At 63.7% G+C, this 21,155-nt stretch carries 15 protein-coding genes and 1 tRNA gene; 6 read left to right on the top strand and 10 right to left on the bottom strand.

Annotated elements, in window-relative coordinates:
• Positions 1-107 precede the first annotated feature (107 nt).
• Positions 108-752, top strand: a complete 645-nt coding sequence (locus N3J91_06590; protein MCX8156095.1) for an isoprenylcysteine carboxylmethyltransferase family protein — start codon at positions 108-110, stop codon at positions 750-752.
• 63 nt (positions 753-815) lie between these two features.
• Here the strand turns inward: N3J91_06590 and N3J91_06585 are convergent.
• Both N3J91_06585 and N3J91_06580 read right to left on the bottom strand, forming a co-directional pair.
• Positions 816-893, bottom strand: a tRNA-Pro gene (locus tag N3J91_06585).
• Between the two features lie 61 nt (positions 894-954).
• Complete coding sequence (locus tag N3J91_06580) at positions 955-1,545, bottom strand: SIS domain-containing protein (GenBank protein MCX8156094.1); 591 nt, start codon at positions 1,543-1,545, stop codon at positions 955-957.
• A 163-nt stretch (positions 1,546-1,708) separates the two neighbouring features.
• Here N3J91_06580 and N3J91_06575 point away from each other — a divergent pair, with 163 nt between their 5' ends.
• Complete coding sequence (locus N3J91_06575) at positions 1,709-1,879, top strand: hypothetical protein (GenBank protein MCX8156093.1); 171 nt, start codon at positions 1,709-1,711, stop codon at positions 1,877-1,879.
• Between the two features lie 347 nt (positions 1,880-2,226).
• Positions 2,227-4,755 (top strand): tetratricopeptide repeat protein, encoded by a 2,529-nt coding sequence (locus N3J91_06570; protein MCX8156092.1) that lies wholly within the window; start codon positions 2,227-2,229, stop codon positions 4,753-4,755.
• Positions 4,756-4,781: 26 nt separating this feature from the next.
• Here the strand turns inward: N3J91_06570 and N3J91_06565 are convergent, their stop codons facing one another.
• A complete protein-coding gene (locus N3J91_06565; GenBank protein ID MCX8156091.1) occupies positions 4,782-5,708 on the bottom strand; it encodes a radical SAM protein in 927 nt (308 codons plus the stop codon).
• Between the two features lie 537 nt (positions 5,709-6,245).
• Here N3J91_06565 and N3J91_06560 point away from each other — a divergent pair.
• On the top strand, positions 6,246-6,779 hold the full coding sequence (locus N3J91_06560) for a fasciclin domain-containing protein (GenBank protein ID MCX8156090.1): 534 nt from the start codon (positions 6,246-6,248) through the stop codon (positions 6,777-6,779).
• A gap of 52 nt (positions 6,780-6,831) precedes the next feature.
• On the opposite strand, the gene mfd is transcribed toward N3J91_06560, so the two are convergent.
• The 7 genes from mfd to N3J91_06525 form a co-directional block, all read right to left on the bottom strand.
• Positions 6,832-10,380: a transcription-repair coupling factor gene (gene mfd / locus N3J91_06555; GenBank protein ID MCX8156089.1), complete on the bottom strand. Its 3,549-nt coding sequence runs from the start codon at positions 10,378-10,380 to the stop codon at positions 6,832-6,834.
• A gap of 200 nt (positions 10,381-10,580) precedes the next feature.
• Positions 10,581-11,213, bottom strand: a complete 633-nt coding sequence (locus tag N3J91_06550; protein ID MCX8156088.1) for a response regulator transcription factor — start codon at positions 11,211-11,213, stop codon at positions 10,581-10,583.
• Positions 11,188-12,384, bottom strand: a complete 1,197-nt coding sequence (locus N3J91_06545) for a response regulator (GenBank protein ID MCX8156087.1) — start codon at positions 12,382-12,384, stop codon at positions 11,188-11,190. The genes N3J91_06550 and N3J91_06545 overlap by 26 nt, the downstream gene beginning before the upstream one ends.
• Before the next feature lie 436 nt (positions 12,385-12,820).
• Entirely contained in the window at positions 12,821-14,941 is a 2,121-nt protein-coding gene (locus tag N3J91_06540; protein MCX8156086.1) for a DEAD/DEAH box helicase, read from the bottom strand.
• A 5-nt stretch (positions 14,942-14,946) separates the two neighbouring features.
• Complete coding sequence (locus N3J91_06535; protein MCX8156085.1) at positions 14,947-16,137, bottom strand: ATP-binding protein; 1,191 nt, start codon at positions 16,135-16,137, stop codon at positions 14,947-14,949.
• 3 nt (positions 16,138-16,140) lie between these two features.
• On the bottom strand, positions 16,141-17,406 hold the full coding sequence (locus tag N3J91_06530) for an ATP-binding protein (GenBank protein MCX8156084.1): 1,266 nt from the start codon (positions 17,404-17,406) through the stop codon (positions 16,141-16,143).
• Between the two features lie 4 nt (positions 17,407-17,410).
• The gene (locus N3J91_06525) at positions 17,411-18,256 is read right to left on the bottom strand and encodes a hypothetical protein (protein ID MCX8156083.1); all 846 of its coding nucleotides are present in this window, start codon (positions 18,254-18,256) and stop codon (positions 17,411-17,413) included.
• Between the two features lie 705 nt (positions 18,257-18,961).
• Here N3J91_06525 and pseB point away from each other — a divergent pair.
• Both pseB and pseC read left to right on the top strand, forming a co-directional pair.
• A complete protein-coding gene (gene pseB / locus N3J91_06520) occupies positions 18,962-19,942 on the top strand; it encodes a UDP-N-acetylglucosamine 4,6-dehydratase (inverting) (GenBank protein MCX8156082.1) in 981 nt (326 codons plus the stop codon).
• Between the two features lie 17 nt (positions 19,943-19,959).
• Positions 19,960-21,135 (top strand): UDP-4-amino-4,6-dideoxy-N-acetyl-beta-L-altrosamine transaminase, encoded by a 1,176-nt coding sequence (pseC, locus tag N3J91_06515; GenBank protein MCX8156081.1) that lies wholly within the window; start codon positions 19,960-19,962, stop codon positions 21,133-21,135.
• Positions 21,136-21,155: the final 20 nt, after the last annotated feature.

The raw sequence follows: 21,155 nt of genomic DNA, 5'->3' as shown, positions 1-21,155 counted from the left end.
CTCGCGGACCCCGCCGCGGTCCCGCCGGCGCCGCCGGGCCGGCGGCCTTCCGCATTGGCAAAGCCGGGGAAAAAATGCTAGGGTTTCTCCCAGAACAATTAACGCCTATGGCGCAAAGCAAAGCGTTGGCTTTTTCCTGGCCGTGGGCGGTCCGGCGCTTTCGCATCGCCACCACGCGCCTGGCCGCGGCGGCGCTGCTGGCCGTGGCCGCCGTCTCCCAGCACGCCTGGCCCGAAGATGGGTGGCTGGATTTTGTGCTCGAGATCAGCGGCATGGTGCTGGTGCTGGCCGCCCTCGTCGGCCGCTCCTGGTGCACCCTCTACATCGCCGGTCGCAAGGACCGCGTCCTCGTCACCGAAGGCCCCTACGCCCTCTGCCGCAACCCGCTTTATTTCTTCAGCGCCCTGGGCGCCGTGGGCGTGGCCGCCGCCACCGAAACCTTCACCTTCGTGGGCCTCACGGCCGCGCTGTTTGCGCTGTATTACCCCTGGGTCATCCGCGAGGAGGAAAAGAAGCTCCTCGCCCTGCACGGGGAGCGCTTTGCGGCATACCGCCGCGCTGTGCCCGCCTTCTTCCCGCGCTGGCAGGCCATCCGCGATTACCGGGAAAGCAATGAATTGGTGGTCAACCCGCGGCTCTTCCGCAAACATCTCTTCAGCGTGGTCTGGTTTGTCGTGGCCTACCTCGTGGTTCATTCCCTGGAATTGCTGCACGAAAAACAGGTGCTGCCAGTCTTCTTCCACTTGTACTAGGCGGCCGCCGGCGGGGCCCCAATTTGCAGCAGAAGGGAAATCAAACAGGGGGGGAATAAAAAATGGTCGGGGCGGTGCGATTTGAACGCACGACCTCTTGTACCCGAAACAAGCGCGCTAGCCAGGCTACGCTACGCCCCGAACCACAGGGCTAATCTGGCCTTCTCCGCCAAAAATTGCAATGCCAATTTTTCGCGCCCGCTCAGGCTCCCCCTGCAGGCGGAGCCGCCGCCGCCGGGGGAAGCTCCATAAAGGCGTAGCACAGCATGTGCAGAATCCCCATCTGCGCGTCCTCCACCCGCCCGTAATGGGTGTCCGGGATGACGATGACCTGCTCGGCCAGTCCGGCCATGGGGCCGCGTTTGGCCCCCACCAGCGCCACGGTGCGACAACCATGCTCCCGGGCCCACGCCAGGGCCTTCACGCAGTTGGGCGAGCTGCCGCTCACGCTCACCCCAATCACCACATCCCCCGGCCGCGCATAATTTTGCAGTTGGCGGACAAATACCTCCTCGTAGGCATAATCGTTACCCAGGGCGGTCAGCCAGCTTACATTGTCCGTCAACGACATCACCCGAAACCGCCGGCCCAGCTTGTCCGAGGCCCCCTTGCCCAAGTCCGTGGCGAAGTGAGAACAATTTGCCGCGCTGCCGCCATTCCCAAAGGCGAAAATTTGCCGGTCTGCGGCCCACGCTTCGCGCAGAAGCTCGATCAGCCCCGCCACGGCGTCCGGCGGAATCGCCGCCAGCGCCGCCTGCTGCGCGCGTAAATAGTTGATAATCCAATCTTTCATGCCACACCCTCGCCACCTTAACACCGCTGCAAAAGCGCGGACAGCAGAAAAAAAGCCGCTGCCCGCCCTTATTTCTGACTTTGGCACGATCCTAGCTTAACCATTTAATGAAGCTGGTTAGTGTGACGATAAGAAAACTGAAACCTTTAACTGAAAATGCCCTATGAAAACGAAGAATCAACGCAAGACCAATGCCCGGCGGTCAACGCCCGTTTTCAGCGGGGGCATTCAAAAGTTCCTCGTCCCGCCTGCCGTGTTGCTGTATCGCGAATTGCGGCGGCTGGAGCTGCAGGATCGGCTGCCTCCCCCGCTGAATTTGCATCACATTGACTGATCGGGTTTTGCGCGGGCGCACCGCCTGCCCCGCGCTCGCTGCCTGGCGCAAGCCGTCCCCGGCCAACCCTCCAAATCCGGGGAAGAGGTTTTCGCCCGGCCTTTTGCTTTTCCGCTCTTCCTGCTCCGTCTCTCCTTCCACTGCCCCAGGCTCGCCGCCGCCCGCTGCCTGGCTTCGCAAAAAAAACAAAAGTTGCAGACGCCGCACAGTGTTCATTTTTCGCCACCCCCCTGTGTCATTGTGTCACGACGCGGGCCGCGCATTGACTCAGCCCTGGCCCTCCCCCGTTTTCCCCGGGCTGTTTCTGTTGTTTTGCTTCTTCCGTTGGGGCAGCGTATGATGCGCGCATGCGCAAAACCCCGGTGACCCGGCACAAGCCGCCCCCCACGGCCCCAGCCGCGCCTGTGCGGCGGCGGCGGCCGTGGCTGCGGTGGGTGATCTTCGCCCTGCCCTGGTTGCTGCTGCTGGCCGTGGAGCTGGGGTTGCGCGTGGGCGGTTATGGCTATCCCACCGCGTTCTTCCTGAGGACCCAAACGGAGGAGGGCCGCGTATGGGAGACCAATCCCCGGTTTGGCTGGCGCTATTTCCCGCCCGCTGTCGCCCGCACGCCCCAGCCGATGCGGATCGCCGCCCCCAAACCGCCCGGCACCCTCCGCCTGGTGGTGCTGGGAGAGTCCGCCGCCATGGGCGATCCCGAGCCGGCCTATGGCCTGCCGCGGGTCCTGGAGGTGATGTTGCAGGAGTGCCGGCCCACCCAGAAGGTGGAGGTCATCAATGCCGCCGCCACGGCCATCAATTCGCACGTCATCCGGGACATCGCGCGGGATGCCCTGCCGCTGCAGGCCGATGCCTGGCTGCTGTTCATGGGCAACAATGAAGTGGTGGGGCCTTTCGGCGCCGGCACCGTCTTTGGCCGCCGCGCCCCCGGCCTCGCCCTGATTCGCGCCTCCCTGGCCGCCAAAAAATTCAAGCTCGGCCAGGCGCTGGACGATTGCCGCCGCGCCCTGGCGGGCGGCGAGCCGCCCACCTGGGAGGGCATGGAATTATTCCTGGAGCACCGCGTCCCCGCCGATGCGCCCCAGCTTGAGCGAGTGTACGCCCATTTCGAGCAAAACCTGCGGGACATCCTGGCCACGGCCCGGCGCGCCCGCATCCCGGTCTATTTATGCACCATTCCTGTCAACCTGCGCGATTGTGCCCCGCTGGCCGCCGTCCATCGCCCCGCCCTGCCCCCGGAGACTGCGGCGCGGTTTGACCGCCTGCTGCGCGAGGCCGCCGCGGCGATGCACCAGCAGCATCCCGCCGACGCCCTGGAGAAACTGGAGGAAGCCTTGAGCCTCAGCCCGCATCACGCGGGGGCGCTCTTCCTGCGCGGCCATTGCCGAAGGGCGCTGGGCCAGGAGGCGCCCGCCCGGGCCGACTGGGCCGCCGCGCTGCAGGAGGATGCCCTGCGCTTCCGCGCCGATGCCCGGATCAACCAGATCATTCGCCGCGTGGCCGCCGAATTTCACGACGCCGGCGTCGTCCTGGTGGATGCGGAGGCGCAACTGGCCCAGGCCAGCCCGCACCAGACCCCCGGCCGTGAGTTCTTTTGGGAGCATGTGCACCTCAATTTCGCAGGCAATTATGCCGTCGCCGCCGCCGTGGCCGCGGCCCTGGGCCAGGCCGCGTCCCTGCCTTCCACCAACCTGGTGGCGGCCCGCCTGGCCCTGACGGACTTTGACCAGCACCAGGTCACCGAGCAGGTCCTGCGCCGGCTGGAGCAGCCCCCCTTCACCGGGCAATGGGACAACGCCGCGCAACGCCTGCAGCTCAAGGCGCAGTTGGACCAGTGGCGCCCCCGCCTCACGCCCGCCGCCCTGCGCGAGCAGGCTGCCGTGCACGACGCCGCCCTCGCCCGCCGGCCCGGCGATTGGGTCCTGTACGCCCGGCGGGCCGAACTCTGGGAGGCCGCCGGCGAGCTGCAGCGCGCGCAACAGGATTGGGAGCAGGTCCGCAAACTCATGCCCGCCCACGTCGAGGCCCTCTACCGGCTGGGCAATCTGGCCGACAAACAGGGACTCCCCGACCTGGCGGAGCAGCACTTCCGCGCCGCCCTCCGCCTGCGCCCGCTCTCGGCCGAGGCCTGGAACGGCCTGGGCCTGAGCCTCATGGCCCAACAACGCTGGAGCGAGGCCGAAGCCGCCTTCCAACAGGCCCTGCGCTGGCGCCCCCGCTTTGTGGCCGCCGCCGCCAACTGGGCCTTGACGTTGCAACGCGCCCAGCGGATGGAGGAGGCCCTCGAACGCTTTTATGCCGCCCTGCAACTGGACCCCCTTCACGCCGCCACCCATGTCAACCTGGGCAAGTGCCTCAAGGAAATGGGCCGTCCCCAAACCGCCCTCGTCCATTACCGCCGCGCCGTCGAGCTGAACCCCGACGATGCCATTGCCCGCTTCAACCTCGCCAACACCCTGGCCGAGCTTCGCCAGACCGAGGAAGCCCTGGCGCACTATGCCGCTTTGCTCGAGGCCGCGCCCGACTTTCTGGAAGCCCGCCTCAACTACGGCCTCGAGCTGGCCCGCGCCGGCCGGGAAACCGAGGCCTTCGAGCAGCTTCAAACGGCCGCCCGCCAGGCGCCGCAAAGCTACGAGGCGCGGCTCAATTTCGGTGTGGCCCTGGCCCGCCGCCGCCAATACGTGGAAGCCCGTGAGGAATTCGCCGCCGCGGCCGCCCTGCGCCCCAAAGAGCCGGCGCCGTGGGTCAATCTGGGGATGGTGCTCCTCCGCCTGAATATGCGCCAGGCCGCCCGCGAGGCGTTTGAGGCGGCCCTGCTCGCCGATCCGCAGAACGCCGCCGCCCGCCAGCAACTCGAGCTGTTACAAAACCGGCCCTAAGCCTGCGCCCGGGGCGCCTGCCGGCGTCAAAACACCTCCACCGGCAGCTCGGTGGCGCAGCGCACAATCTGGGCAATGCGGCTGAGGGATTTGAGCGGCAGATGACTGCACGCCGGCTGATGCGTGGGCCGCGTGGCCGAATAGATTTGCACCAGGGCAATTTGGGCGCCGGCCTGTTTCAATTCCTTCAGGCGCTGGGCGTACTGCTCGATCTGCCGGGCCGGCGGCTCCTCCCCGTCCACCGCCACAAACAAACTTTGAATCACCACCGGCCGCTGGCGCCCAATCAGCAGGATGTTGTGCAAAATCTTGTCGTAGGCCACCGGCGTGCGGTTGATCTGCAAAAAATATTCCGGCGTGCCCGCATCCAGTTTGATCCAGATCTCATCGCTGGCCATGAAGTACTTCAGCCCGGACTGCACATTCGGCTGATCCAACTGGCTCCCATTGGTCACCAGCACCAGATGAAAATACGGCCGCCGCCCCAGCACCCGCAGATGTGCCAGCGTCTGCACCACGTCCACAAAATTCGGACACAGCGTCGGCTCCCCCAACCCGCTCAGCGAGACATGCCGGAATTGCACAAACTCCCGCGGCAGCGTCCCCAGCACCGGATGCTGGCGCAGCCGCTCCGATTGCACATACTCCAGCGTCTGCTCCACCTCCCGCGCCATCACCTCCACGTCCACCGGCACATTGCCGCCCGGCAGGGGACGCGGCACCTCGCAGTAAAGACAGTCAAAATTACAGCGCCGCTCCGGATTCAGATTCACCCCCACCGACAACCCCCGCGCCCGCGCCGACACGATGATGTACACATACTGATTGCGCAAAAAATCATACGCGCTGGCCATCGGCGGCAGCACCCGCTCCAAGCTCGCGTGCCCCCGTCCCTGGGCCTCAGAGACAGTCGCTACCGGCCCGTGCCCGTCCATGGAATGACTCCCGCTCATGCGCAACCTTTGCCGCCACGCCAACCCCGCCTGTGCAACCGTCGGCGCCACCGAGAAGGCACAGGCTGGTCATGCAGCATCGCATAAACACACTAAAAAGGCGGCCCGCCACTTGCTACACCGGCTTTGGCAAGGTTTGGCCATATTTTGCGAGCGATTTTGTTCATCTCGTGAACCACGGAGGGACGGTGCTTCGCCCCGGCCGTGGCGGAAGGACATGCCGATTTCCTCCGCGCGAAAGCGCCGAGTTTTCAACCTCCGCCCCTCACTGGAATCTTGCCATGGGCCGATGACTCAGGGCCTGAATCCGGCTCAACCTCCTGTGCCGCTCAGGCTCCAAGGCCCCGAGCCAGGGGCTCCATTGGCTGTTAAGCAGCCGTGGCTACGTCCGAAAGATGATATAACTCATCGAGATAATCTGGGTTTGTCTAATTTGACATTATACAATTCTAAGACAGTTTATCATCAGCTATTAGTCAACTGCGCCCGTTGACCTGGCAAATAAACGGCAGCTCAACTACATAAACAAAAAGTACCATGAAAACGACTCGCATCCTTCCTGTGGCCATGTTGACGGTGGCCTTCACCCTCACCCCGGCCCTGCGCGCCGATAATTGCTCGGCCTCCCAGGCCACCTCCTCCCCGGCAGCCTCCACCGCCGCCCGTGATTTGGTGGCGGTGGCGGCGGGGGCGGACAATTTCAAGACGCTGGTGGCCGCCATCAAGGCCGCTGGGCTGGTGGAAACGCTCCAGGGCAAAGGCCCCTTCACCGTGTTTGCGCCCACCGACGAGGCCTTTGCCAAGCTGCCCCCGGGCACGGTGGAAAACCTGCTGAAGCCGGAGAACCGTGACAAGCTCATCGCGGTGCTGAAATACCACGTGGTGCCCGGCAAGGTAACGGCCGCGGACGTTAAAACCATGGAGGCCAAAACCGCCCAGGGCCAGCCGGTGCAAATCAAAGTCACCAGCGACGGCGTCATGGTGGACAACGCCCGCGTGGTCAAGACCGACATCCTCGCGGACAACGGCGTCATTCACGTCATTGACTCGGTCATTCTGCCGAAGTCCTGAGCAAATCACCCGCTCCCACGTCTGGCGGAGGTCCTTGCGGCCTCCGCCTTTTTTATTGCCCCGGAGCCGGCGCCGGCGGGGGTGAGACATCCTGCAACTGCCGCAGAAAGCGGCGGATCTCGCCCAGCCGCCCGGTGGCGCTGCGCTTCTGCAGGCGGGGAAACTTGCCGCCAAACTGAAGGAAATCACCCCCCCGCCGGATTTTCAGCCGGGCGCCGTCAGTCTCCAGCGCTTCAATGCCCTTGCGCGCGGCCAGCAGTTTGATTTCCTGGAGCAACAACAGGCGTTGCACCGGCTCGGGCAGCGGGCCGAAACGATCGCGCCATTCGCCCTTGAGCTGCTCCAGTCCCTCGGGGCTGTCGGTGGCGGCCAGGCGCCGGTAGGCCTCGAGGCGCAAGGCCGGCTCGGCGATGTACGCTTCCGGCAGGTAACAGGCCTCGCGGCCAATCCGGCCCTCGTCCTCGCTCTCGAGACTTTCGTCCACCTCGTCCAGCGGCACGTACACGGCCACCTCCCGCGGGATGTGCACCGCGGGCTCCCGGGCGCGCCGCCGCGGCGGCGCGGGCGGCGGGGGTGTTTCCTCGCCGGGGTGGAGCGCGAGGAAGTCCAGCCGCACCTCGGCCTCCGGCCAGGCGCGGATTTCCTCGCCCTTGAGCCGGGCGATGCTCTGGCGCAGCAGGCGGCAATACAAATCAAACCCCACGGCGTTGATGTGCCCGCTTTGCTCCGTGCCCAGCAGGTTGCCGGCGCCGCGGATTTCCAGGTCGCGCATGGCCACCTTGAAGCCGCTGCCGGGGGCGGAGTATTGGCGGATGGCGCTGATGCGTTTGCGGGCATCGTTCAACAGGGCGGCATGGCGCGGGATGAGGAGGTAGGCGTAGGCCTGGTGTTTGTAGCGGCCCACGCGCCCGCGCAACTGATACAAATCGCTCAGGCCATAGCGATCGGCGCGGTCAATGATGATGGTGTTGGCGTTGGGGATGTCCAGCCCGCTCTCGATGATGGTGGTGGAAACCAGCACATCCGCCTCGCCGTTGACGAACTGGGTCATGACCCGCTCCAGCTCGCGGGCGGGCATCTGGCCGTGGCCCATGACCACGCGCGCCCGGGGCACCAGCAGCTTGACGCGCTGCGCCACCGCCTCGAGGTCCTCGATGCGGTTGTGCAGGTAATACACCTGGCCCTGGCGGTTCAGCTCGCGCTGGATGGCCTCCTGAATGAGCCGCTCGTCAAATTCGGCCACGTGCGTTTCAATGGGCAGGCGGTCCGGCGGCGGGGTCTCGATGAGGCTCATGTCCCGCGCGCCCATGAGCGCCAGGTGCAGCGTGCGCGGGATGGGCGTGGCGCTGAGCGTGAGCACGTCCACCAGCGCCCGCAGGCGCTTGAGCTGCTCCTTGTGCTCGACGCCAAAACGCTGCTCCTCGTCAATGATGACCAGCCCCAAATCTTTGAACGCCACGTCCGCCTGCAGGAGCCGGTGCGTGCCAATCACCACGTCCACCCCGCCCCCCGCCAGCCGGCGCAGGATGTCGGCCTGCTCGCTCCGGCGGCGGAAGCGCGAGAGCACCTCCACCTTCACCGGATAGGCGGCCATGCGCTCGGTGAAGGTGCGATAATGCTGCTGCGCCAGCACGGTGGTGGGCGCCAGCAGGGCCACCTGCTTGCCGCCCATGACCACCTTGAAGGCGGCGCGGATGGCCACTTCCGTCTTGCCAAAACCCACATCCCCGCAAATCAAACGGTCCATGGGCCGGGGCTGTTCCAGATCCTTTTTTGTCTCGTGAATGGCCTTCCATTGATCCGGGGTTTCTTCAAAGGGGAAGGCGTTTTCAAACTCCATCTGCCAGGGGCCGTCCGGCGGGAAGGCATGGCCCGGCTGCGTGGCGCGCAGGGCCTGCACCTGCAACAACTCCGCCGCCAGCGCCTGCGCGGCGGCCTCCGCCTCGGCCCGGGTTTTGGCCCAGCGGCGGCTGCCCAGCACGCTGAGCTTGGGGCGGCCCTTGCCGGCCCCGACGTAGCGGCTGACCAGATGCGCCTCGCTGATGGGCACATATAATTTGGGCGGCGGTTGGCCCTCGCGCGCCGGGGCGTATTCGATCACCAGGCATTCCTGACCGCCGGCGGGCGGGGCGGCCTCGCCCGGCCGCCGCGCGGGGGTGAGCCGCTCCAGGCCCACGTACCGCCCGATGCCGTGCCGCACATGCACCACCAAATCCCCCGGCGCCATTTCCGAAAAATCCAGCGCCCACGCGGCGCGGGCGGCCTGGGCCTGCGGCGATTTGAGCCGGCGCGGGCGGGCCGCCTTGTAGCGGCCAAAGATTTCGGCATCGGTGGCCACCACCCAGCGCGCGCCCGGGCAGAGAAAGCCCTGCTGCAGGGCGGCCAAATCCACCCGCGGCTCCAGGGGCCTGCCTTCCGGGCCTTCCGCCAGGCGCAGCTCCTGCCACAGCTCCTTGAAGCGGCGGCACTGGCTTTCTTCATGGCACAAAACCCAAACGGCAAAGCCCTGGCGCAGCCAGCGGTGCAACTGCTGCAAAAACTCGCGCCGCTGCCGGTCCGCCACGGCCGGATCCGGCTCCGCCGGCGCGGCGGGCCGGAAGGCCTCCAGCGATTGCACCGTCAATTCCCCGCCCGGCTCCGTCAACACGCCGAGCACGTCCGAGATTTCCAGCACGGCGCGCCGTCCGCCGGCCAGCCGCTCGCGCGCCGCCGGCCAGTCCAGCAGCAGCGATTCGTCCGGGGGCGCCTGCTGCCGCCAGGCCATGGCCTGCGCCACCAGCCGCGGGGGGTCGTGCAGCAGCACCAGCGCATCCGCCGGCCAGTGCTCCATCCACGCCGCCGCGGCCAGCCGCCCCTGCCGCAACAATCCCAGCTCGCCCGCCGGCGCCAGGGTCACCTGCTCCACCGTCTCGCGGGAGATCTGCGTGGCGGGATCAAAAAAACGCAGCGACTCGATTTGATCGCCAAAAAACTCAAGGCGCACCGGCCACGGGCTGGCGGGCGGATAAACATCCAGGATGCCCCCGCGCAGGGCCAGCGTGCCGGGCAGGGTGGCTTTGGCCTCCGGCTCGTAGCCCTCGTCTTCAAGCCACTCCACCAAATCCAGCGGATGCAGGGCATCCCCCCGCCGCAACGTCCGCGTGTGGGCGCGCAGGGCCTCGGGCGCGATAGTTTTTTGCAGCAACGCCTGCACCTGCGTCACCACCACCGGCACCCCCGCCGCCGGGGAGTTTTGCAAAGCCACCAGCGCCGCCAGCCGCTCGCTCAAGGTTTCGATGGATGGCAGCCGGCCCTCATGGGGAAAGCTCTCCCAGGCCGGATAATTGAGCACCGGCCGCGGCCCTCCGCCGGTGGGCGCCAGCGCCAGCCAGGTGGTGATGTCCTGCAGGCGTTCCTCCTGGGCCTTGCTGCCCTCCTCGACGACGACAAGCAGCCGCCGGGGAAACCGGGAGGCCAGCCAGGCCGCCAGCAATCCCACGCCGGCCGGCGCAATCCGGGGCAAAGACAACACGCCCCCCTGCTCCAACGCGGCGAGGAGGGCCTGTGCCGCGGGAGTGTTCTCAAAGGCGGCCCAGCCACCCTTTGCCTCAGCCGCCGACATTCAATTTCACCCGGCCTTTCAATCGGTTGGACGGAGCCGGGCCGGGCCATCGGCCACGCCGGCCGCTGCCCGCCCTGGCGCCCGCCGCCCGCCGGACGACCGGACGAGGGTATTATAATGGAGCGGGAGGGGTTGTGCCACCCGGACCTGTGCCAGCCCCCGGCCCCGGGCCGGCAGGCGGTCATCGCGGCCGGGCCGGCTCATTCCACCAGCCGATGCTGCATGGCGTAGCGCGTGATGCCCACCGTGGTGGAAAGGCCGGTCTTGGCGGCGATGCGCGAGCGGTAGGTGGCAATGGTCTTGGCGCTCAGATGCAGCTCGGCGGCAATTTCCTTGGTGGTCCGCCCCTGCGCCACCAGCCGCAGCACCTGCAGCTCCCGCTCCGTCAGGCTCTCGTGCGGCGCCACGGGCGTTTCCGTGCTCAAGGCCGAGGTGAGCTGCTCGGCCAGCGTGGTGGTGATGTATTTGCCCCCGGACAACACCTTGTTCACCGCCGCCAGCAATTCCTCCGCGGCGGTCTGCTTGTTCAAGTACGCCTGCGCCCCCAGCTTGATGGCGCGCAGGGCAAACTCGGCCTCGGGATACACCGTGAGCACGATGACGGGCGTTTTGGGGCAATGCCGCCGCGCCATGTCCAGCACCTCCAGCCCGTTGCGCCCGGGCAGATTCAGGTCCAGCAGGATCAAATCCCAGCGGCCCTGAAAGATTTTGGCCTCGGCCTCCGCCGAGGTGGCCGCCTCCTCAAAGCGCGTGCCCGGCATTTTTTCCGCGAGCAAGGCGCGCAGCCCGCGCCGCACGATCTCATGGTCATCCACGATGAGAATGTTTCTCATGCTGGCCTCCTTCCGCCTCCTCTTTGGGGCGGGGAATAAAAACTTGCACCTGCGTGCCGCCCGCCGGCGGACGCCGCAAAGCCATGCAGCCCCGCCACGGCAGCAACCGCTCGCGCATGCCCAGCAAACCCAGGGCGTTGGGATGCTCCATTTCCTCGTCGCGGATGCCGCGGCCGTTGTCGGTGATCTCCAGCTCCCAGCCCTCCGCGGTCTCCCGGAAGGCCACCGCCACCCGCGTGGCCTGCGCGTGGCGGGCCACGTTGGTGAGCGCCTCCTGGGTGATGCGGAAGAGCGCCATGGCAATGTCCGTGGGCACGGCCGGTTCCTCCTCGGGCAGGGCGCTGGTCACGGCCAGCCCGGAGCGCTCGCCAAACTGGCGGAGCTCCTGCCGCAGGGCGGCGCACAACCCCAGTTTGTCCAGGGCGCTGGGGCGCAGCTCGGCCGCCAGCCGCTGCACGCATTTGATGGTGTCATCCGTAATGGCCAGGGCATCCTGCAGGCGGCGGGCGATGGCCTCGGGCGAGCGTTTCTCCGGGGGGCTTTGGCACTGGCGCAGCAGCCAGTGCAAATCCATCTTCAAGCCGGTGAGCAACTGGCCCAGCTCATCATGGATTTCCCGCGCCATCTGCGCGCGCTCGGCCTCGCGCACATGGATCAGCCGCGCCGCCAGCGCATGCAGTTGCTGTTCGGACTGCCGCAGCCGCGCCTCGCTTTCCTGCAGGGCCTGCGTGCGCTGGGCCACCAGCTCCTCCAGGTTCTCCTGATAGGCGCGGTTGGCCGCCTCCAGCCGCCGCCGTTCATCCTCCAAATGTTTGAGCCGCGCCGCCTGGGCCACCGTGCGCAAAAGCTGGGCCTTGCCCACCGGCTTGGCCAGATACTCGAAGGCGCGCGCCCGCACGGCCTCCACGGCCGATTCCAGCGAAGGCTCGCCGGTGATGACAATCGTGGGAATCTCCTGATGCGCGTCCTGCAGATGGCGCAGCAGCTCCAGGCCCGAGGCCCCGGGCAGCCGGATGTCCGTCACCACCACGTCCACCGCCTGCTCCTGCAAAATTCGCAGCGCCTGCGGAATGTCCATGGCGCTGAAAGTCTCGTGCCCTTCAGACCGAAGCATCCGCTCCAACGTCCGCAAGACCGACGGATCATCTTCCACCACCAATACTCTGGCCATGTCACGCTCCTGGCGCTGCCGACAGAAGAGGCGCCCGGCGGGCGCGGCGGGATTCGCTACTGGCCGCGTGGCGTGCGCCCGCCACCCCCTGACGCCGGCGGGCCGGGCTACCCGGTTGTTTTCTGGAATCCGCACCCTCAGAGCCGCCCCTCGCCCTGGCCTGCACCCCACCAAACACCAAGCCACCATCGAGTTACCGCGAGGGAATTGCCATGTGCACCCTAATCTAACCCCGCCCGCCCCCTTTCACAAGTTCAAAAAACCCAGGCCCATCAGGAAAGGCTGGTTAGACCGTGACTCCCCCTATGGTTAGCTCAAAGTGATAAGCGCCAACCGCCTCTGCGCGTAGAGATCGGAATCAGCAAAGGCGTAGGCCGTGAGCTGATACTTCAGGAAGTCCCCAATAATGTTTTCGATGAACAATTGGGTTTTAGCATTACTCAGATTGCCCGGGCTGGTAGCCGAGCAGCAGAGGCTCGAAAAGAGAAAATGGCACTTCAATTAACGATGCTGAGCGGAGCCGGTTTAAGACATCCTGCGCGGCCTCGTCCTTGAGCCAACGGTCGATGAACTCCCGTTCCTGCAAGTCAAGGGGCAGGCACTGCTGGAAAAAAGTCTGCTCAGGTCCCCCAACAAAGTGCCGTTTGGCCTCAGCAAGCAACTGGGCTGTGGATGCCGGGATTTTGCGAAAGTCCAAGCGCGTCGAGGACTCGACTGCCAGAGCGCAGTCAAGGGGCTTGCCAGCCCCCATAAAGCTCGAAATTACTTTATTGAGAAAGGCACCACCGAAGGTGAAATAAATAAAGCCTCGTGGCGTGCGAGCATAAGGGAGCGACTCCGGCTTGCAGGCTGCCCGTATCGAATCAACGAAGCGTTTTACCAGCTCCCAAGTGCTCTTGGGCATGTCGCAGTTACTTTGCTCGATGTTGAACAGCCGTGCCCAAAGGTGGTTACTGATGAAACTGTTCATCCCTCCTGCCGCGTTTCCACCATAGACCGGCGTCATTTCGTCGCGACGGAAGCCAGAAGTTGGTTCAACCACGATCCCATCGCGCGCAGCAGCCAGCACGCGCCACGATTTTCCGGCGAACCTGATGATGGTTCCCTTGGTTATCTTTATCAAGTTGATCTGGGGGATGGTCCCAATGAGCCGTTGGCCATGCCGGATGTCCACGGTCTGAGAGCCGATGGGGAAGTTGCCATACAACATGCCTTTGTCAGCAAGTTCCCAGAGGCCATCCGCAGCTCCATAACGGTTCTGGAAGCCATGCCGTTGCGTTAGGCCGTGTTCCGCCATGCCTGCCAAAACCCGCTCAACCGCCGGGCGATCCAGGTGGACAAACGCGCCCAGGTCGTCAACAAGATCGGCAATCCGGGTGAATGCGCCGTCTTTGGCGAACAAAATCGAGGCGATTTGCTGCCCCACTGCGCCATAGAGTTGAAGGGGCGCCATGACCGGCATTTTTCCCTGCCGTGCCAGATAGGTTAGGGTCGAAAAGACCAGTGCCTCCTTCAAGGCATCAGGCCCAGGGGGCACCAGGCAAATCGCGTTAGTCTTGTTGGCTCGTCGGTTGCCACGCCCGATACGCTGCAAGAAGGATTCGATCCCAGGCGGTACACCCCACAAAACCACTGCGTCGATGTCGCCAATGTCGATCCCAAGCTCCAAGGTGCTGGTAGCCACGCAAATGGCGCGAGCCGATCCAGCAAAGGTCCGCTCCGTGGACTCACGGAGGTCCTGCGAGAGCGAGGAGTGGTGCGTCATGGTGCATTCCCGCAACTGGGGCACTCCCTGGAGCACCTTGGCGATCTCCTCGCACGCGCAACGCGAGTCCGCAAAGACCAGGAGCTTACGGCGCGGGCAGTCCATCAAGCGCACAAACGTCGTCCCCAGGTCTTCGGTGCGCTTGAACACAATAATCTGGGCGTCGAGGGCGCGAACGGCTGGAAACTCGGCGATCACACAATCCTCACTCGGCCCAAACAGGAAGTCACGCACATCGGTCAACCGGGAGATTGTCGCAGAGAGCGCCGCCCATTGTAGGGGGCGACCGGCCAGCTTCCTGAGCCGATTGAGCAACAGGGCCAACTGCAAGCCGCGTTGGGTATTGTAGAGGAGATGCACTTCATCGACGACCACGGCCTGTATGTCTGGCAACCGCTCCTCGCCTTTCATGAGCAGTATGTTCAAGGACTCCGGCGTCGTGATGATTACGTGCGCCGCTCCTGCCCCCAGTTGGTCACGGTCTCCGTGGCGCACAGCCACGCGCAGTCCCAAGTTTTCCAATGGTGGACCCAACCGTTTGCTAAGGTCGTTGATTAGGGCCTTGGTCGGCGTCACGTACAGCAGAAACGTCTTCTCAAACCGCTTTGCATCCAACCAATAGCGACTGACCAGCGGGGCCACGACCGCCTCGGTCTTTCCTGAACCCGTCCCTGCTGCCAGGACCAGATTTTTTCCGTTCGTGAGGGGTGGAATAGCAGCTTGTTGAAGCGGACGAAGTTCGGTGAACCGCCCGAAAAAAGCGGCTCCTACTCTGGGATCGAACTGCGCCATGTCGTTCAGCAAAAATTCATCAACGAATCCAGTTTAGCGACGACCTCCCGAATCGTGTGACGGGCGCGATTCTGGACGGGTGACTGCGCCGCCCGTTCAACAACCTGGCGAACTGCCGCAACAGTGTCTGGCCCCGCTTCATACCCGTAGGCTAGAGCATGTGCGGCTATGATCCGCCTTGCCAGTTCTTGGAGTTCGCGTTCGGACAGCGGACTCATGGCGAAGGTTGGCAAGTGGTCGAAACGACTGTAGTCGAAATCGAACCTGTGCCTTTCAATAAGCCGCTCCTTACATTTTTGGACAAAGCCAGGCGTGACCGCATAAAAGCTCATGCCCTCAAACTTCTTCCCGGAAAAGAATCGGAACAGGTTCCAGAAAGCGGCTTCCTGGTGGTCAATCCTCATGTTCGGAGCCGTAAGCACGTCCTCAAACTCGTCGAACAAGAGAATGAACCCCTTGAGACCCGCTCTCCGGAGCAGTAGATGCGTGTCCTGCAAGGCATCCCAGCTCTGACGGTAGCCGTCGTGGAAGAAGATGAAGACCCCATCCTGATAAAATTGGTAATCGGGGCGTGGGTCGCGGAAATGCCCACGCAAGCCTGAAACCAACGTCTCATAAAGCCGCCTCCGTTGTGTCCGGTAATTAGCCGGGTTCTGCAGCCAGTCCACCACGGTCTCCTGGGCTTCCGTGTCCCCGGTCATCCAAGCCCGTATGGCCACGTAAAGCCCCTCGGATTTGAGAGCTTCGGAAAAGTCCCATTTTCCGTTGCTCGATAACTCGTCCCAGAACTCCGCGTCATCGCTGGTGCGGGCATTCTCGATGGTCTCGCACAAGAAATTCATCAGCCCACGAACCCCTATTGACGCGCCGCGAATCGGGAGTTCCACCTGGCGCAGGATGGCCCCCATGATCTGGTCCATGCGATTGAAGCGCACCCCCGACCGCGCATCGAGTTGCACATAGCTTACCGCGTATCCCATCCGCAGCGCCCGCTCGCGGACCAAACGCAGCAGGTGTGACTTCCCGCTCCCCCAGTTCGCCCGCAGCAGCAAGACGGTCGTGTTCCCGTTGTCGAGATGCCCCTGTAAAGCGTCAATGTCGGACTGACGCCCGACGGTGAAATGTTCGACATATCCAACGGGCGGAATCCCCTTTCGCAACTCCTCGACCACCCTGAGTGCGTCTCGCTGGTTCATACGTCACGACTCCTTGAGTATCTCCATGACATCCCTGTGGATTTGCTCCGCGGACTTCACTTCGCCTTCCATCGCATCGTCAAAGTGCCGGACGCAGCCCGAAGTCAGCACGCGCCAAAAGCGCACTTGGGACAAACTCGGATGCAGGTCAAACAACTGCTTTACGAACAGGTCGGTGTCCGCATCAGTTGGAAGCTGGGCTTCGCTTCCAGGATACGCCGAGGCGTATATCCCGCGAATCTTTCGGCCAACCTCCTGGTATTGCGCGAGGTTGAACTCAATGGCATCGAGATTCCAGATCACATCCAAGGCGCGTGGCGGCTTGTCTTCGGGTTTCCCGATGCGGGTCTGGAGCATCCCGCTGATGACGATCCCGTGCTTGGGATCGGTGTAAAAATCAGGAGTCGTGGCGTAGATGAGAAACAGACCGGTCAGGGCCTCAACATTGTTGATCAGGTGCAGCAGATTGTTGTGAGCGTCGCGCAAGGCGCTTTTCCGCATCACGGAGTAAGACATCTCCGCCTCGTCAAAGAGGATGACCAACCCCTGATATCCAGCCAGTTTCACAAAGGCCGACAGGGACTGCATCATCACATTAGCGTTCTCCTTGCTGACCATTTTGTTAATGTCGTATTTCTTGCGGTAGCTGCCCAACGTCCCTTCGCCGCTGAACCACTGCAAAATCTCGTCCCTGGTCTGCTTGATGATCACGGGGTCGGGATTGTCTGGCAGGAACGTCTCCCAGTATTTTTTCACGATCTTGCGGAAATCAATATCGAGCGCCTCACACGCCATCAGTTTTTCCGCCGCCTTGGTATAGTTCTCATGGGTCGCTGTTTCCGTCAGCGCGTGCTGTCCGGTCGCCAAGAACGTCAAGGCTTCCTGCAACACGATGCCAAAGGGCGCGGCTTGTGGCTGGCCGTATTCGCGGAAGAACGTCGGGGTGATGATGTTTCTAAGAATTCCATAGAAGACTCTCTCGAAGCGGTTCAGCGGCGCTTCGTTCACGTTCAGCTCGACGTTGGAGACAAGGCAGCCCTGGTCGAAGGAGAGTTCACGCATGAGCCGGAAGAAATGCGTTTTACCGGCACCCCACGAGCCGCTGATGAACCGGATAATCCCCTTGTCCTCGATCCCGGTCAGGTGGAACCGCTTGATGCCCTCCATCAATTTTTCGTGGCCCACAGCATACAAATGCGTGCCTCGCTGAGGAGGAAGACCTTTTCTCAGGGCCTCAATCACTGGAACGGCGAGTTTGTTCGTTGTCATGGCATCACTTTTCCTTTCTAAATATCAGCAAGTTGACCATCCCGCGCCCGGCTGGACCGTAGAGCAACATCCCCTGTTCGGTATCCTTAGTCTGCTGCAAATCGAACCTCATGCCATCAACCTCCGCTGGGCCTTCCACCACGAGGCGTGAAAGATCAATCAGAAACTCGTCCCGCCTAAAATGCCGCTTTTTGTCCGCCATACGGCGGGCGATATGCCGAAGCGGGACGGGATCACCATCCGCCTGTTTGTTCTTCTTCAGAATGGCAAGGTAATGTTTCCGCAAGCACGCCAGAAATTCCGCCCCATCAAAACGCCGCCCAAAAAGCCGGTGGTCCTCCCGCTTCAAAACTTCGGCGATGGCCTCGGTGTCGGGCGGCAATTCAGCCAATCGCTCCTCGTAGTCCTTGATGCGGGCCAAGCGCTTCAGCTCGTCAATCTCGACCGTGATGAAGCCATCTCGAAACTTATAACGCGGATGGCGACTTTGGGATCGGTCCAAGGGCAGTTGGTGGTTTGCCGCCATTCGTTCCATGTCCCGTGGCAATTGGAGTAGCAATTCCTCAGTTTGTTTTTTCGCCTCCTCATAAAGCCCTTCCAGATGGGGTGCCACATTGTTGGCGGTCTCGCGCAACTGATGGAAGAACGCCGCTTCCTGCTCGAGGATGGCCCGGATGTGGAACCACCATTTCTTTTCGACGTTGCTGGCGAGCTTTTCCCAAATGGCCTGGGCACGGGCAGCCGCTTCGGCCTCGGTTTTAGCTCGTGCGGCTCGTTCCCGCGCCTGGCTTCTGGTTTCAGCGAGCCAATCCGCGGGCTGCGATGTGATAGGTAGTTGAGCCTGATTCATAAAGGGATTTGTCTCCTGTTAAATACCGTGACGTACCCGGTGAAAAATATCGGGTTGAGCATGCCGTGATTTCCGGTGCCTCGCACTGAACGGGGGGGCACAGCCAAGGCGGAGCTTGCCGCCGGAGCGCCAGCCCCCTGACGTTTGCGCCGCAGCTTTCGGCGAGCCACAAGGAGGTTACGCTAATAAAGGGGCCGAGGCGGCCGGCCCACCAGCCCCACCAGACAGCCAGCCCCCGCTGGAAGCACCGGGCTGTGCGGCGGAAAACCAGCCCTCCGCTGGCCTTCATCGCGCAGCGGGCTACAAAGGAGGCCGGGGTAACAATTCGCCCCATCCTCAGTTTTTGTAAAAAATTGGCGCTCGTAAAACCGTCCGGCAATGACAAAATCATACATAGCCCCGTCATTGAGCCGCAAGCCAGTTTTTCAATTCAGCAATTCCGGGGCTGCTTAATACTTGCTCTGTAATAGCTGAATCACTGCCCGGCGTACGGGCTGGGCCAAAGACTGTAATTGCCGCCATAGGACTACCCCGCCAGGCTTACTAAAGCGGCCACGCCCCGCCCGCCCCCTTTCACAAGTTCAAAAAACCCAGGCCCGGGCGGGCTGTGCCCGCGCCGCGCATGGGAGGGCCGAGGCCGCCGGGGCGGGGGCTGCCGCCGGGGTTGCTTTATCATCGGGTTAACATTAGAGTGCCGCCGGCAACATGAATTGGCACGACAGCGTCGTTCTCATCACCGGGGGCACGGGTTCTTTTGGCCGCAAGTTTGTGGAGATATTGCTGCGCGAGCACCGGCCCAAGAAATTGATCATCTTCAGCCGCGACGAGCTGAAGCAGCACGAGCTGCAGCAGCTTTACCCCCACGGCGATGATTCGCCCCTGCGCTTTTTCCTGGGCGACGTGCGGGACCGGGAGCGGCTGGAGCGCGCCTTTCATGGGGTGGATGTGGTGGTGCACGCGGCGGCGCTCAAGCAGGTGCCGGCCTGCGAGTACAACCCCTTCGAGGCCATCCTCACCAATGTGATGGGGGCCAAAAACATCATTGACGCCGCGATTGATCAGGGGGTGAAAAAAGTGCTCGCCCTGAGCACTGACAAGGCCGTCAATCCGGTCAATCTCTACGGCGCCACCAAGTTGTGCGCCGAAAAATTGTTCATCCACGGCAACGCCTACGCCGGCGAATCGCCGGTGCGTTTCAGTTGCGTGCGCTACGGCAACGTGGTGGGCAGCCGCGGCAGTGTGATCCCGCTGTTCCGGCAGCAGCGCGCCACCGGGCGGATCACCCTCACGGATGCGCGGATGACCCGCTTCTGGATCACGCTCGAGCAGGGCGTGCGCTTTGTCATCCGCTGCGTCGAGGAAATGCACGGCGGCGAGGTGTTCATCCCCAAAATCCCGAGCATGCGCATCACCGATCTCGCCCAGGCCATCGCCCCCGGCTGCGCCGTGGAGACCATCGGCATCCGGCCCGGGGAAAAGCTGCACGAGGTGCTGCTGAGCGAGGACGAGGCCCGCCATGCGGTGGAGCTGCCGGACAAATATGTGGTGTTGCAGCCGTACGTGCCGGGCTTCGAGGCGCGCCACTGGCAGCACGGCGTGAAACTGCCGGACGGCTTCCGCTACGCCAGCGACACCAACACCCAGTGGCTCACCGTGCCTGAGCTGCAGCGCCTGGCCGGCGAGTGAACCCGGAGAGCGGCCTGATGAGCGAACAGCATCCCATCGAGATTCCCTACGGGCATCAGTTCATTGATGCAGCCGACATTGCCGCGGTGGAGGCCGTCCTGCGCTCCGATTATCTGACGCAGGGGCCGGCGATTGAACGCTTCGAGCGCAAGGTGGCCGAGTATTGCGGGGCGCGCCACGCCGTGGCGGTGTCCAGCGCCACCGCCGCCCTGCATCTGGGCGCGCTGGCGCTGGGGGTCAAGCCGGGGGATTACGTGCTGACCAGCGCCATCACCTTTGTGGCCAGCGCGAATTGCGCCCGCTACTGCGGGGCCAACGTGCTGTTTGTGGACATTGAGCCCGGCACGGCCAACCTGTGCCCGTTTGACCTGGAGCAAAAGCTGACGTACGCCTGGCTGGGGGAATGGCCGGTGCGGGTCATCGTGCCGGTGCATCTGGCCGGTCAATCCTGCAACATGCAGGCCATTCACGCGCTGGCCCGGTATTATAATGTGGCCGTGATGGAGGATGCCGCCCATGCCCTGGGCGGGCGTTATCAGGGGCGGCCGGTGGGCGGCTGCCAGTATTCGGATCTCGCCGTGTTCAGCTTTCACCCCGTCAAAATCATCACCACCGGCGAGGGCGGGGTCATCACCACCAACCGGGAGGATTTGTACGAGCAGCTCCTGCGCCTGCGCAGCCACGGCATCACGCGCGATCCCCGCCATCTGCAAAATCCCGTGCCGGGGCCGTGGTACTACGAGCAGATTGAGCTGGGTTACAACTATCGCATGACCGACCTGCAGGCCGCCCTGGGCGCGAGCCAGATGGACAAGCTGGACACCTTTGTGCGCCGCCGCCGCGAGCTGGCTGATCGCTATGAGCAACTGCTCCGCGGTCTGCCCGTCACGCCCCTGGCCCGGGCGCCCGAGGCGGAAAGCTCGTGGCATCTGTACATCATCCGCCTGAACCTCAAGGAGATTAAAAAACCGCACGCGGAGGTTTTCCGCCAGATGCGCCGCCAGGGCATCGGGGTGCAGTTGCATTACATTCCGGTCTTCCTGCAACCTTATTACAAAAGTTTGAATGCCATCCCCTGCCCCCAGGCCCTCGAGTATTACCAGGAAGCCATGACGCTGCCGCTGTACTATGGCATGACCGAGGCCCAACAAGATCGCGTGGTGGAGGCCCTCAAACGGGCCCTGCAATCCTGAGGCTGTGAGGTGTGCCCCTG

Source organism: Verrucomicrobiia bacterium (genome assembly GCA_026414565.1).
GTDB lineage: Bacteria > Verrucomicrobiota > Verrucomicrobiia > Limisphaerales > Fontisphaeraceae > Fontisphaera.
This window is presented reverse-complemented; position numbering and strand designations above follow the sequence as displayed.

Bases quoted from the DNA above. Each gene is read 5' to 3' on its own strand.
- N3J91_06530 (MCX8156084.1), bottom strand. From the start codon at position 17,406: ATGACAACGAACAAACTCGCCGTTCCAGTGATTGAGGCCCTGAGAAAA.
- N3J91_06560 (MCX8156090.1), top strand. From the start codon at position 6,246: ATGAAAACGACTCGCATCCTTCCTGTGGCCATGTTGACGGTGGCCTTC.
- pseB (MCX8156082.1), top strand. From the start codon at position 18,962: ATGAATTGGCACGACAGCGTCGTTCTCATCACCGGGGGCACGGGTTCT.
- N3J91_06575 (MCX8156093.1), top strand. From the start codon at position 1,709: ATGAAAACGAAGAATCAACGCAAGACCAATGCCCGGCGGTCAACGCCC.
- pseC (MCX8156081.1), top strand. From the start codon at position 19,960: ATGAGCGAACAGCATCCCATCGAGATTCCCTACGGGCATCAGTTCATT.
- N3J91_06540 (MCX8156086.1), bottom strand. From the start codon at position 14,941: ATGGCGCAGTTCGATCCCAGAGTAGGAGCCGCTTTTTTCGGGCGGTTC.
- N3J91_06580 (MCX8156094.1), bottom strand. From the start codon at position 1,545: ATGAAAGATTGGATTATCAACTATTTACGCGCGCAGCAGGCGGCGCTG.
- N3J91_06590 (MCX8156095.1), top strand. From the start codon at position 108: ATGGCGCAAAGCAAAGCGTTGGCTTTTTCCTGGCCGTGGGCGGTCCGG.
- N3J91_06570 (MCX8156092.1), top strand. From the start codon at position 2,227: ATGCGCAAAACCCCGGTGACCCGGCACAAGCCGCCCCCCACGGCCCCA.
- N3J91_06545 (MCX8156087.1), bottom strand. From the start codon at position 12,384: ATGGCCAGAGTATTGGTGGTGGAAGATGATCCGTCGGTCTTGCGGACG.
- mfd (MCX8156089.1), bottom strand. From the start codon at position 10,380: ATGTCGGCGGCTGAGGCAAAGGGTGGCTGGGCCGCCTTTGAGAACACT.
- N3J91_06525 (MCX8156083.1), bottom strand. From the start codon at position 18,256: ATGAATCAGGCTCAACTACCTATCACATCGCAGCCCGCGGATTGGCTC.
- N3J91_06535 (MCX8156085.1), bottom strand. From the start codon at position 16,137: ATGAACCAGCGAGACGCACTCAGGGTGGTCGAGGAGTTGCGAAAGGGG.
- N3J91_06565 (MCX8156091.1), bottom strand. From the start codon at position 5,708: ATGAGCGGGAGTCATTCCATGGACGGGCACGGGCCGGTAGCGACTGTC.
- N3J91_06550 (MCX8156088.1), bottom strand. From the start codon at position 11,213: ATGAGAAACATTCTCATCGTGGATGACCATGAGATCGTGCGGCGCGGG.